The sequence below is a fragment of the Pseudomonas sp. AL10 genome (assembly GCF_029960685.1).
Lineage (GTDB): Bacteria > Pseudomonadota > Gammaproteobacteria > Pseudomonadales > Pseudomonadaceae > Aquipseudomonas > Aquipseudomonas lactis.
The window spans coordinates 32,228-45,064 of sequence record NZ_JASBQZ010000025.1 but is presented as its reverse complement, the minus strand read 5'-3'; the positions used below and the strand labels follow the sequence as shown (position 1 = coordinate 45,064).

The 12,837-nt window shown below is 59.6% G+C and carries 13 protein-coding genes; all 13 read left to right on the top strand.

Annotation, left to right across the window (positions count from 1 at the left end):
* Positions 1-199: 199 nt before the first annotated feature.
* On the top strand, positions 200-943 hold the full coding sequence (pyrH, locus tag QK296_RS20215) for a UMP kinase (protein WP_003189161.1): 744 nt from the start codon (positions 200-202) through the stop codon (positions 941-943).
* The gene (gene frr / locus QK296_RS20210; RefSeq protein ID WP_003189163.1) at positions 940-1,497 is read left to right on the top strand and encodes a ribosome recycling factor; all 558 of its coding nucleotides are present in this window, start codon (positions 940-942) and stop codon (positions 1,495-1,497) included. The genes pyrH and frr overlap by 4 nt, the downstream gene beginning before the upstream one ends.
* Before the next feature lie 17 nt (positions 1,498-1,514).
* On the top strand, positions 1,515-2,270 hold the full coding sequence (uppS, locus tag QK296_RS20205) for a polyprenyl diphosphate synthase (protein ID WP_003189167.1): 756 nt from the start codon (positions 1,515-1,517) through the stop codon (positions 2,268-2,270).
* Entirely contained in the window at positions 2,271-3,077 is an 807-nt protein-coding gene (locus QK296_RS20200) for a phosphatidate cytidylyltransferase (RefSeq protein ID WP_003189168.1), read from the top strand.
* Complete coding sequence (ispC, locus tag QK296_RS20195; protein ID WP_034134916.1) at positions 3,074-4,264, top strand: 1-deoxy-D-xylulose-5-phosphate reductoisomerase; 1,191 nt, start codon at positions 3,074-3,076, stop codon at positions 4,262-4,264. The genes QK296_RS20200 and ispC overlap by 4 nt, the downstream gene beginning before the upstream one ends.
* 43 nt (positions 4,265-4,307) lie before the next feature.
* Positions 4,308-5,660, top strand: a complete 1,353-nt coding sequence (rseP, locus tag QK296_RS20190) for a sigma E protease regulator RseP (RefSeq protein ID WP_282391225.1) — start codon at positions 4,308-4,310, stop codon at positions 5,658-5,660.
* A 74-nt stretch (positions 5,661-5,734) separates the two neighbouring features.
* Positions 5,735-8,122: an outer membrane protein assembly factor BamA gene (bamA, locus tag QK296_RS20185; RefSeq protein WP_003189171.1), complete on the top strand. Its 2,388-nt coding sequence runs from the start codon at positions 5,735-5,737 to the stop codon at positions 8,120-8,122.
* A gap of 45 nt (positions 8,123-8,167) precedes the next feature.
* Positions 8,168-8,671: an OmpH family outer membrane protein gene (locus QK296_RS20180; protein ID WP_003189173.1), complete on the top strand. Its 504-nt coding sequence runs from the start codon at positions 8,168-8,170 to the stop codon at positions 8,669-8,671.
* A 3-nt stretch (positions 8,672-8,674) separates the two neighbouring features.
* Positions 8,675-9,730 carry a UDP-3-O-(3-hydroxymyristoyl)glucosamine N-acyltransferase gene (gene lpxD, locus QK296_RS20175; protein WP_003189174.1) on the top strand — a complete coding sequence of 352 codons (1,056 nt, stop codon included), beginning with the start codon at positions 8,675-8,677 and terminating at the stop codon, positions 9,728-9,730.
* A 111-nt stretch (positions 9,731-9,841) separates the two neighbouring features.
* Positions 9,842-10,282, top strand: coding sequence for a 3-hydroxyacyl-ACP dehydratase FabZ (gene fabZ, locus QK296_RS20170; RefSeq protein ID WP_003172281.1), 441 nt, complete (start codon positions 9,842-9,844; stop codon positions 10,280-10,282).
* Positions 10,279-11,055 carry an acyl-ACP--UDP-N-acetylglucosamine O-acyltransferase gene (lpxA, locus tag QK296_RS20165; protein ID WP_003189175.1) on the top strand — a complete coding sequence of 259 codons (777 nt, stop codon included), beginning with the start codon at positions 10,279-10,281 and terminating at the stop codon, positions 11,053-11,055. Before fabZ ends, lpxA begins: the two co-directional genes overlap by 4 nt.
* Positions 11,056-11,057: 2 nt before the next feature.
* Positions 11,058-12,197: a lipid-A-disaccharide synthase gene (gene lpxB / locus QK296_RS20160; protein WP_282391224.1), complete on the top strand. Its 1,140-nt coding sequence runs from the start codon at positions 11,058-11,060 to the stop codon at positions 12,195-12,197.
* Positions 12,194-12,826, top strand: coding sequence for a ribonuclease HII (gene rnhB / locus QK296_RS20155; protein ID WP_032900444.1), 633 nt, complete (start codon positions 12,194-12,196; stop codon positions 12,824-12,826). Before lpxB ends, rnhB begins: the two co-directional genes overlap by 4 nt.
* Positions 12,827-12,837 lie beyond the last annotated feature (11 nt).

Genomic DNA, 12,837 nt, shown 5'->3' with positions numbered 1-12,837 from the left:
CTGTCGCCGAAAGAGGCTGCCCGCTCACGCGCGCAGCCTCTTTTCAAATGGGAAGGCCAATTTTATTTGGTTTCCTCTCGGAACTGGCTTACAAAGCCGTGTTCCGATGGCGCTGTGACAGCGTCCAGCTAGAGTGAACGCAAGCCGTAAAACGGCTCGCCAAGAATTTTTAAAAAATACGCCGCAGGAGAGATTCGCAATGGCTCAGCAGGGCAGTGGTTATCAGGCTCGCTATAAACGCATTCTACTCAAGCTCAGCGGCGAGGCCCTGATGGGCTCGGAAGAGTTCGGGATCGACCCCAAGGTGCTTGACCGCATGGCGCTGGAAGTCGGCCAATTGGTCGGTATCGGCGTGCAGGTCGGCCTGGTGATTGGGGGTGGCAACCTGTTCCGCGGTGCGGCACTCAGTGCTGCCGGTATGGACCGGGTTACCGGCGACCACATGGGCATGCTGGCCACTGTGATGAACGCCCTGGCCATGCGCGACGCCCTGGAGCGCGCCAACATCTCGGCCATCGTGATGTCGGCTATTTCCATGGTTGGCGTGACCGATCACTATGATCGCCGCAAAGCCATGCGCCACCTGAACTCCAAGGAAGTGGTGATCTTTGCCGCCGGCACCGGTAACCCGTTCTTCACCACTGACTCGGCCGCATGCCTGCGTGCTATCGAAATCGATGCTGACGTGGTGCTGAAGGCGACCAAGGTGGATGGCGTATACACTGCAGACCCATTCAAAGACCCGCATGCCGAGAAGTTCGATCATCTGACCTACGATGAAGTACTGGATCGCAAGCTGGGTGTCATGGACCTGACCGCTATCTGTCTGTGCCGCGACCACAAGATGCCGCTGCGCGTATTTAACATGAACAAGCCCGGCGCCCTGCTGAATATCGTACACGGCGGCGCAGAAGGGACTCTGATCGAGGAAGGCCAACAATGATCAACGAAATCAAGAAAGACGCCCAGGCGCGTATGCAGAAATCTCTGGAATCCTTGAGCCACGCCTTTGGCCAGATCCGTACTGGCAAGGCGCACCCAAGCATCCTGGGCAGCGTGATGGTGCCTTACTACGGTTCTGACACCCCGCTGAGCGGTGTGGCCAACGTGACCGTGAAGGATTCGCGTACCCTGCAAGTTGTTGCCTTCGAGCGCAACATGCTCGCTGCCGTCGACAAAGCTATCCAGAGTGCTGGCCTGAACCTCAATCCGACCAACCTGGGCGAGTTGCTGCTGATCTCCATGCCTGCGCTGACCGAAGAAACCCGCAAGGGCTTCACCAAGCAGGCGCGCAGTGCCGCTGAAGATGCGCGCGTTGCCGTGCGTAACATCCGCCGCGATGCGTTGGGCGACCTGAAGAAGCTGGTCAAGGACAAGGAAATCAGCGAAGACGAAGAGCGCCGTGCCGTCGCTGATATCGACAAGCTGACCAAGGACGCCGAAGCCCAGATCACCAAGGCGACCGAAGAAAAAGAAAAGGACCTGATGGCCGTATAAGGGGTCAGGACGCCTTCATGGAAAAGACCAAGCAGACTGTGCCCTCCGTGGTGCCGCGCCATGTCGCGATCATCATGGATGGGAATAATCGCTGGGCGAAAAAACGCTTTATGCCGGGTGTTGCCGGGCATAAAGCGGGTGTTGACGCGGTAAGGGCGGTGATTGAGGTGTGCGCCGAGGCCAAGGTCGAAGTGCTGACCTTGTTCGCCTTCTCCAGTGAGAACTGGCAGCGGCCCGCCGATGAGGTCAGTGCCTTGATGGACCTGTTCTTCAAGGCCCTGCGTCGTGAGGCCAAGCGCCTCAATGACAACAACATCAGTCTGCGCATCATTGGTGATCGCTCGCGGTTCCATCCGGAACTGCAAACGGCCATGCGCGAAGCCGAGGCCATCACTGCCGGCAGTAACCGTTTTGTGTTGCAGATCGCAGCCAACTACGGCGGCCAGTGGGATATCGCCCAGGCTGCGCAGCGGCTTGCCCGCGAAGTGCAGGCCGGTCATCTGCGCCCGGACGACATCACGCCCGAACTGTTACAAACCTGCCTGGTGACCGGCGACCTGCCGTTGCCGGACTTGTGTATTCGTACCGGTGGCGAGCATCGCATCAGCAATTTCCTGCTGTGGCAGTTGGCCTACACCGAACTGTACTTCTCCGACCTGTTCTGGCCGGACTTCAAACACGATGCCATGCGTAATGCACTGGCCGATTTCGCTTCCCGTCAGCGTCGCTTCGGTAAAACGAGCGAGCAGATCGAAGCTGGAGCCCGGGTTTAAATGCTTAAACAACGAATCATCACGGCGCTGATCCTGCTGCCGATTGCCTTGTGCGGTTTTTTCCTGCTCGACGGTTCCGGCTTTGCGCTGTTCATCGGCCTGGTCGTGACCCTTGGGGCCTGGGAGTGGGCGCGCCTGGCAGGCTTCGTCAACCAATTGCCGCGTGTGGTCTACGCCGCTGTGGTCGCGCTGTTGTTGTTCTTCATGTACATCCTGCCGGACATCGCGCCCTGGGTGCTGGGGGCTGCCGTGTTGTGGTGGGCGCTGGCGACTTTCCTGGTGCTCACCTATCCGCGCACCAGTGGCCAATGGTCCAGCGTGGCCTGCAAGCTGGTGATTGGCCTAGCGATCCTGTTGCCGGCCTGGCAAGGGTTGGTGGAGATCAAGCGTTACCCTCTTGGCAACGAGTTGATCCTAGCGGTGATGGTGTTGGTATGGGGCGCTGACATTGGTGCCTACTTCTCGGGTCGAGCCTTTGGCAAGCGCAAGCTGGCCCCGGCCGTCAGCCCAGGCAAGAGCTGGGAAGGCGTATACGGCGGCCTGGCTTTGACGCTGCTGATCACCCTGGTGGTCGGTGTGGTGCGTGACTGGTCGGTAAAGGAAGTACTCCTGGCCTTGCTGGGGGCGGCTATCGTCGTCTTCATCTCGGTGGTGGGCGACCTTACCGAGAGCATGTTCAAGCGCCAGGCTGGCATCAAGGACAGCAGTAACCTGCTGCCAGGTCATGGCGGTGTGCTTGACCGTATCGACAGCCTCACCGCTGCGCTACCGATCTTTGCCGTGCTGTTGTGGATGATCGCTTCGTGAGCCGCCTGCAGCAGGTTACGGTGCTGGGCGCGACCGGCTCGGTCGGGCTCAGTACACTGGATGTGATCGCCCGTCACCCCGATCGTTATCAGGTTTTCGCCCTGACCGGCTTCACGCGTTTGCGCGAGTTGCTGGCCTTGTGTGTGCGTCACTCGCCGCGCTTTGCCGTGGTGCCAGAGGCGGCTGCGGCTCGCCGTCTGCAGGATGATCTGCGCGCTGCCGGGCTGGCCACTCAGGTATTGGTCGGCGAGGCAGGGTTGTGCCAGGTCTCGGCCGATGCTGACGTGGATACCGTGGTGGCGGCGATTGTCGGTGCAGCAGGTTTGCGCCCGACCTTGGCGGCGGTCGATGCTGGCAAGAAAATCCTGCTGGCCAATAAAGAAGCCTTGGTCATGTCCGGTGCTCTCTTTATGCAAGCGGTGCGCAAGAGCGGCGCGGTGTTGCTGCCTTTGGACAGCGAGCACAACGCCATCTTCCAGTGCATGCCCGGTGATTTTGCCCGCGGCTTGAGTCAGGTCGGCGTGCGCCGGATTCTGCTGACGGCATCTGGCGGGCCATTCCGCCAGACTCCGTCGGCCGAGCTCGAGCATGTGTCTCCCGATCAGGCATGTGCCCATCCGAACTGGTCCATGGGGCGCAAAATCTCTGTGGATTCGGCGAGCATGATGAACAAAGGCCTGGAGTTGATCGAGGCATGCTGGCTGTTCGATGCACGGCCTGACCAGGTTGAGGTGGTGATTCACCCACAAAGTGTGATCCATTCCCTGGTCGATTACGTGGATGGTTCGGTGTTGGCGCAGTTGGGTAATCCGGACATGCGCACACCGATCGCCAATGCCTTGGCCTGGCCGGAGCGCATTGATTCGGGCGTGGCGCCGTTGGACTTGTTTGCAATCGCGCGCCTGGACTTCGAAGCCCCGGACGAGCAGCGTTTCCCGTGTTTGCGCCTGGCGCGGCAAGCGGCCGAGGCGGGTAACAGTGCCCCGGCCATGCTTAACGCGGCCAATGAGGTGGCCGTAGCCGCGTTTCTTGAACGGCGCATCCGCTTTCCGCAGATCGCGAGTATCATCGAGGACGTCCTGGCGCTTGAGCCAGTGGTGGCGGTGAATGACCTGGAGGCGGTGTTTGAAGCCGACACCAAGGCCCGAGCCCTGGCTGGGCAATGGTTGGAACGCAATGCGCGTTAAGGTTTGAGTCTTCAGGCATTGGATTGAGATGCGGAGAAATTAGATGAGTGCGCTCTACATGATTGTCGGCACCCTGGTTGCTCTGGGTGTGTTGGTGACCTTCCACGAATTCGGCCACTTCTGGGTCGCACGTCGTTGCGGCGTCAAGGTATTGCGCTTTTCCGTCGGTTTCGGCATGCCGTTGTTGCGCTGGCATGACCGCCGCGGCACTGAGTTTGTCATTGCTGCTATCCCGTTGGGCGGCTACGTCAAGATGCTCGATGAGCGCGAAGGCGAAGTGCCTGCAGACCAGTTGGACCAATCCTTCAATCGCAAGACCGTTCGTCAGCGTATTGCGATTGTTGCGGCGGGGCCGATTGCCAACTTTTTGTTGGCGATGGTGTTCTTCTGGGTCTTGGCCATGCTGGGCAGCCAGCAGGTGCGCCCGGTCATTGGCGCGGTCGAAGCGGACAGCATCGCGGCCAAGGCTGGCCTGGCGGCTGGGCAGGAAATTGTATCCATTGATGGCGAACCCACCACGGGCTGGGGCGCGGTCAACTTGCAGTTGGTGCGTCGCCTGGGCGAGAGCGGCACCGTCAATGTGGTGGTGCGCGACCAGGATTCCAGCGCCGAAACCCCGCGGGCATTGGCGCTGGACCATTGGCTCAAGGGCGCTGATGAGCCCGATCCGATCAAGTCCCTGGGGATCCGCCCTTGGCGTCCGGCCTTGCCGCCGGTGCTGGCCGAGCTCGATCCGAAAGGCCCGGCCCAGGCTGCTGGCCTGAAAACCGGTGATCGCTTGCTGGCCCTCGATGGCCAGGCGCTGGGTGACTGGCAGCAGGTGGTCGACCTGGTGCGTGTACGCCCTGATACCAAAATTGTGCTGAAAGTTGAGCGCGAGGGTGCTCAAATCGACGTCCCCGTGACCTTGTCGGTGCGAGGCGAAGCCAAGGCAGCCGGGGGCTACCTGGGTGCCGGGGTCAAAGGTGTCGAGTGGCCGCCATCGATGGTGCGAGAGGTCAGCTACGGGCCTTTGGCCGCGATTGGCGAGGGTGCGAAACGCACCTGGACCATGAGCGTGCTGACCCTCGAATCCCTCAAGAAAATGTTGTTCGGTGAGCTCTCGGTAAAAAACTTGAGTGGACCGATAACCATTGCTAAAGTGGCGGGCGCTTCTGCCCAGTCGGGTGTCGCGGATTTCCTGAATTTCCTGGCTTATCTGAGTATTAGCCTTGGGGTTCTGAATTTGCTGCCCATTCCAGTATTGGATGGGGGGCATCTGCTGTTTTATCTGGTCGAGTGGGTGCGTGGTCGCCCCTTGTCGGATCGGGTGCAGGGTTGGGGGATACAGATCGGTATCAGTTTGGTGGTCGGGGTGATGTTGTTAGCCCTGGTCAACGATCTGGGACGTCTGTAACGCTTCGCTGAATTGCGAATCTGCCGCATTTTGCGGCAGTTTGTTTATTGCCAGTTGGAATAAGAAAGGACTTCATGAAACGTCTGCTGCTAACTGCGGTTCTCACCGTATTGATGATCGCCGAAGTTCACGCCGAGTCCTTCACCATCTCCGATATTCGCGTCAACGGCCTCCAGCGGGTTTCCGCGGGTAGCGTCTTTGGTGCCTTGCCGTTGAACGTCGGGGAACAGGCGGATGATCGTCGCCTGGTGGAATCCACTCGTGCGCTGTTCAAAACCGGGTTCTTTCAAGATATCCAACTGGGTCGCGAAGGCAACGTCCTGGTCATCACGGTCGTCGAGCGACCTTCCGTCGCGAGTATCGCGATCGAAGGTAACAAGGCCATCTCCACTGAAGACCTGATGAAGGGCCTGAAGCAATCGGGCCTGGCCGAGGGCGAGATCTTCCAGCGCGCGACCCTTGAGGGTGTGCGTAACGAGCTGCAACGCCAGTACGTTGCCCAGGGCCGCTACTCCGCGACCGTGGAAACCGAAGTGATCCCCCAGCCTCGTAACCGTGTGGGCCTGAAGGTCAACATCAACGAAGGCACCGTGGCCGCCATCCAGCACATCAACGTCGTGGGCAACACCAAGTTCCCTGATGAAGACCTGGTCGACCTGTTCGAACTCAAGACCACCAACTGGTTGTCGTTCTTCAAGAACGATGACAAGTACGCCCGTGAAAAACTCTCCGGTGACCTGGAACGCCTGCGCTCCTACTACCTGGACCGTGGCTATATCAACATGGACATCGCTTCGACCCAGGTGTCCATCACCCCGGACAAGAAGCACGTCTACATCACCGTCAACGTCAACGAAGGCGAGAAGTACAAGGTTCGTGACGTCAAGCTCAGCGGCGACCTGAAAGTGCCTGAAGACCAGGTCAAGTCCCTGCTGCTGGTGCAGAAGGACCAGGTGTTCTCGCGCAAGCTGATGACCACCACCTCCGAACTGATCACCCGTCGCCTGGGTAACGAAGGCTATACCTTCGCCAACGTCAACGGCGTGCCGACCCCGAATGATGAAGACCACACCGTGGACATCACTTTCGTCGTCGATCCAGGCAAGCGTGCCTACGTCAACCGCATCAACTTCCGTGGCAACACCAAGTCTGCGGACGAAGTGCTGCGTCGTGAAATGCGTCAGATGGAAGGTGGCTGGGCTTCGACCTACCTGATCGACCAATCCAAGACCCGTCTTGAACGCCTGGGCTTCTTCAAGGAAGTCAACGTCGAAACCCCGGCCGTACCGGGTGTGGATGACCAGGTTGACGTGAACTACGCCGTTGAAGAACAAGCCTCGGGCTCGATCACCGCCAGCGTCGGTTTCGCCCAGAGCGCCGGTTTGATCCTGGGTGGTTCCATCACGCAGAACAACTTCCTGGGTACCGGTAACCGTGTGTCCATCGGCCTGACCCGCAGCGAATACCAGAGCCGATACAACTTCGGCTACACCGACCCCTACTGGACTGCAGACGGTGTGAGCCTGGGCTACAACGCCTTCTACCGCACCACCGACTACAAAGACCTCGATGTTGACGTTGCAAGCTATGCGATCGACAGCCTGGGTGCCGGTGTCAACGTGGGTTACCCGATCAGCGAGACCTCGCGCCTGACCTTCGGCCTCACCGCCCAGCAGGATGAGATCAAGACCGGTGTGTACACCGTGGACGAAATCTTCGACTTCACCCGTCGTGAAGGCGACAAGTTCCTGAACTTCAAGGCGTCTGCTGGCTGGTCCGAGTCGACCCTGAACAAAGGCGTACTGGCAACCCGCGGCCACTCCCAGAGCCTGACTGCGGAAGTCACCACGCCGGGCAGCGACCTGTCGTTCTTCAAGCTCGACTACCGCGGCCAGTTGTTCCAGCCGTTGAGCGATAACTACACCATGCGCCTGCACACAGAGCTGGGCTATGGCGACGGTTATGGTTCGACCGATGGCTTGCCGTTCTACGAGAACTACTATGCAGGTGGTTTCAACTCGGTACGTGGCTTCAAGGACAGCACCTTGGGTCCACGTGGTACGCCGAGCCGCGGCCAGGCATTTACGGGTAACCAGGGTACGCAAGTGGACTCGGACAACGACCCGCTTCCGTTCGGTGGTAACGTGCTGATCCAGGGTGGTGCGGAAATTCTATTCCCGCTGCCATTCGTGAAAGACCAGCGGTCGCTGCGTACGTCGGTCTTCTGGGATGTGGGTAACGTGTTCGACTCCAAGTGCGAGCAGATCAAAAACCCAAGTGGCGTGAAGTCCAACACCCAATGCAACGACGTGAGCCTCAGTAACCTGGCAAGCTCCGTGGGCGTGGGTGTGACCTGGGTGACTGCGCTGGGCCCGTTGAGCTTTGCTCTGGCCATGCCGATCAAGAAACCGGATAACGCTGAAACCCAGATTTTCCAATTCTCCCTCGGCCAGACGTTCTAAGCGTCTGACCTAAGATAACGACAACGGATTCTGTAGGAGTACATCGTGCGTAAGTTGACTCAATTGGTCTTGTTGGCCACTGTGCTGGTCACCACCCCGGCCTTCGCCGAAATGAAAATCGCCGTTCTGAACTATCAGATGGCCCTGCTGGAATCCGATGCGGCCAAGCGATACGCCGTGGATGCCGAGAAGAAGTTCGGTCCGCAACTGACCAAGCTCAAGACACTGGAAAGCAGTGCCAAGGGCATCCAGGACCGCCTGGTAGCCGGTGGCGACAAGATGCAGCAAGGCGAGCGCGAGCGTCTGGAGCTTGAATTCAAGCAAAAAGCCCGTGACTACCAGTTCCAATCCAAGGAGCTGAACGAAGCCAAGGCTGTGGCCGACCGCGAAATGCTCAAGCAGCTCAAGCCGAAATTGGACAGCGCTGTGGAAGAAGTCATCAAGAAAGGTGCCTTTGACCTGGTGTTCGAGCGTGGCGCCGTGATCGACGTCAAGCCTCAATACGACATCACCCGCCAGGTGATCGAGCGCATGAACCAGCTGAAGTAAACCATGACAGCGACTATCAAACTCGGCGAGTTGGCCGAGTTCCTGGGGGCTACCTTGCGTGGCTCCAAGGAGAAAGAAATCACTGGGCTAGCCACCTTGCAGGAGGCTGGCCCAGCTCAGTTGAGCTTCCTCGCAAATCCTCAATACCGTAAATACCTGGTCGACTGCCAGGCCGCAGCCGTGTTGCTGAAGGCCGCTGACGCCGAAGGGTTTACCGGGGATGCGCTGGTGGTGGCCGACCCGTACCTGTCGTACGCCAAGGCGTCGCACCTGTTCGATCCCAAGCCGAAAGCGGCCGGCGGTATTCACCCGTCTGCCGTGATCGCCGATGATGCCCAGGTTGACCCGGCGGCCAGCATCGGCGCGTTTGCCGTGATCGAGAGCGGGGCGCGTATTGGTGCAGGCGTCACCGTGGGTGCCCACTGTTTCATTGGCGCGCGCTGCGAAATTGGTGCCGATGGCTGGCTGGCTCCTCGCGTCACCCTGTACCACGATGTGCGTATCGGTCAGCGTGTGGTCATCCAGTCGGGCGCCGTGATCGGCGGTGAGGGCTTCGGCTTTGCCAATGCCAAGGGCATCTGGCACAAGATCGCCCAGGTCGGTGGCGTATTGATCGGCGACGATGTGGAGATCGGCGTGAACACTGCTGTGGATCGCGGGGCCCTGGCCGATACCGTGATCGGTAACGGTGTAAAGCTCGATAACCAGATCCAGATCGCCCACAACGTGCAGATTGGCGATCACACCGCCATGGCCGCCTGCGTGGGTATTTCCGGCAGCACCAAGATCGGCAAGCATTGCATGCTCGCCGGTGGCGTAGGGCTGGTGGGGCATATCGATATTTGCGACAACGTCTTCATCACCGGCATGACCATGGTGACCCACTCGATCACAGAGCCAGGGGCCTATTCGTCCGGTACCGCGATGCAACCTGCGGCCGAATGGCGCAAGAGTGCCGCGCGTTTGAGGAAGATCGACGACATGGCACGACGTATCAAACAGCTTGAAAAGCGTGTCGGGGACGTGACCCCTGGCGACAATGCTTCATCAGAAGGCTGATACCATTTCCATATCAAGTGTGCACAGCCGCTAGACGGCCTCCTTGATTTGCTAGCGGGGCGTGCGCCTGGTGCGCCCGCCCCCAATCTTTATTACAGGCTTCCCCCCGAAATGATGGACATCAACGAGATTCGCGAATACCTGCCTCACCGTTACCCGTTCCTGCTGGTGGACCGCGTAGTGGACCTCAACGTCGAGGAAAAGCGCATTCGTGCCTACAAGAATGTCAGCATCAACGAACCATTCTTCAACGGTCACTTCCCTGCGCATCCAATCATGCCGGGTGTGTTGATCATCGAAGCCATGGCCCAGGCTGCCGGTATCCTTGGTTTCAAAATGCTCGACCTCAAGCCTGCCGACGGCACGCTTTACTATTTCGTGGGTTCGGACAAGCTGCGTTTTCGCAACCCGGTCACCCCGGGTGACCAGTTGATCCTGGAAGCCAAGTTCATCAGTTGCAAACGCCAGATCTGGAAGTTCGAATGCCAGGCCTCGGTAGATGGCAAGCCGGTGTGCTCTGCCGAGATCATCTGTGCGGAACGCAAACTATGAGTTTGATTGACCCTCGCGCAATCATCGATCCGTCGGCCGTACTGGCCGCCGACGTTGAGGTCGGCCCTTGGTCGATCGTCGGCGCAGGTGTGGAAATCGGCGAGGGGACTGTCATCGGGCCACACGTGATCCTTAAAGGTCCGACCCGTATTGGCAAACACAATCGTATCTACCAGTTCTCCTCGGTAGGCGAAGACACCCCGGACATGAAGTACAAGGGTGAAGAAACACGCCTGGTCATCGGTGACCACAACATCATTCGTGAAGGCGTCACCATTCACCGCGGCACCGTGCAGGATCGCGCTGAAACCACCTTGGGTGATCACAACCTGGTCATGGCCTATGCGCACATCGGCCATGACAGTGTGATCGGCAACCATTGCATCCTGGTCAACAACACTGCGTTGGCAGGCCATGTGCACGTTGATGACTGGGCGATCCTCTCCGGTTTTACCCTGGTGCATCAGTATTGCCATATCGGCGCCCACAGCTTTTCCGGCATGGGCACCGCCATCGGCAAGGATGTCCCGGCGTTCGTGACGGTATTCGGCAACCCTGCCGAAGCCCGTAGCATGAATTTTGAAGGCATGCGTCGTCGCGGTTTCAGTGAAGAGGCCATCCACGCCTTGCGCCGTGCCTACAAGACGGTTTACCGCCAAGGGTTGACCGTCGAACAGGCCCTGACCGAACTGGCCGAGCCGGCTACGCAGTTCCCGGAAGTCGCGGTGTTCCGTGACTCTATCCAGACCTCGACTCGCGGCATCACCCGCTGATCATGGCCACTTTGCGTATTGCGCTCGTGGCCGGTGAAGCTTCCGGCGATATCCTGGGTGCTGGCTTGATGCGGGCGCTCAAGGCCCAGCATCCGGCGGTGGAATTTATCGGCGTCGGTGGCCCGTTGATGCAGGCCGAAGGCCTGACCTCCTACTTCCCCATGGAGCGCCTGTCAGTCATGGGGCTGGTGGAAGTCTTGGGGCGCCTGCGTGAGCTGCTGGCTCGCCGCAAGCTGCTGATCAAGACGCTGATCGAAGAAAAGCCTGACGTCTTTATCGGCATCGATGCGCCGGATTTCACGCTCAATATCGAACTCAAGTTGCGCCAGGCCGGGATCAAGACCGTGCACTACGTCAGCCCATCCGTGTGGGCGTGGCGCCAGAAGCGCGTGTTGAAAATCCGCGAAGGCTGCGACCTGATGTTGACCTTGCTGCCATTCGAAGCCCGGTTCTACGAAGAGAAGGGCGTGCCGGTGCGCTTTGTCGGCCACACCCTGGCTGACGCCATTCCCTTGCAAGCTGATCGTACGGCTGCACGTGCCGAGCTGGGCTTGCCCGATGGCCCCGTGGTTGCGTTGATGCCAGGGAGCCGTGGCGGCGAGGTAGGACGTTTGGGAGCGCTGTTTTTTGATGCCGCCGAACGTCTCCAGGCGCAAAAGCCGGGAATCCGCTTTGTGCTGCCTTGCGCCAGCCCACAACGCCGTGCGCAGATCGAAACGCTGCTGGAAGGTCGCAACCTGCCGTTGACCCTGCTCGATGGCCAGTCCCACCTGGCCCTGGCAGCCTGCGATGCGGTGTTGATCGCCTCGGGCACCGCCACGCTTGAGGCCTTGCTGTACAAGCGCCCGATGGTCGTCGCCTATCGCTTGGCGCCACTGACCTTCTGGATCCTCAAGCGCATGGTCAAGAGCCCTTACATTTCCTTGCCCAACCTGCTGGCCCAGCGCCTGCTGGTGCCGGAGTTGTTGCAGGACGATGCAACGCCCGAAGCGCTTGCAAAAACCCTACTACCCTTGATTGACGGCGGCGAAGAGCAGACCCGTGGTTTCGACGACATCCACCGCACGTTGCGCCGTGATGCCTCGAACCAGGCGGCCGATGCCGTGCTGACCTTGATCGGCCATAAACAGGAAGCCTTATGACCACGCAAATGGGCCTGGATTTCAGCCTCGTCGCCCAAGCCCACGAGTTGGTGGCAGGTGTTGACGAAGTAGGGCGCGGCCCGTTGTGTGGCGCAGTGGTCACGGCGGCGGTGATCCTTGATCCGAACCGCCCGATCCTGGGGCTCAACGATTCGAAGAAGCTCACCGAAGCCCGTCGTGAAAAGCTCTATGACGAGATCTGTGAAAAAGCCCTGAGCTGGCATATCGCCCGGGCTGAAGTCGAAGAGATCGACGAGCTGAATATCCTGCACGCCACCATGCTGGCGATGCAGCGCGCTGTGGAAGGGCTGCACATCACCCCGAAAATGGCGATGATCGACGGCAACCGCTGCCCCAAGCTGACGATGCCGTCCGAAGCGGTGGTCAAGGGCGATAGCAAGGTTCCCGCCATTGCCGCTGCCTCGATCCTGGCCAAGGTCAGCCGTGACCGTGAGATGGCCGCGTTCGAATTGATCTACCCCGGCTACGGCATTGGTGGCCATAAAGGCTACCCGACGCCCGTTCATCTGGAAGCCCTGGCTCGGCTCGGCCCCACCCCGATCCATCGCCGCTCGTTTGCCCCGGTACGCCAGGCTTATGAGGCCCGTGAAAGTCTGATCGAGGTTTAGCAGCAAGGCTG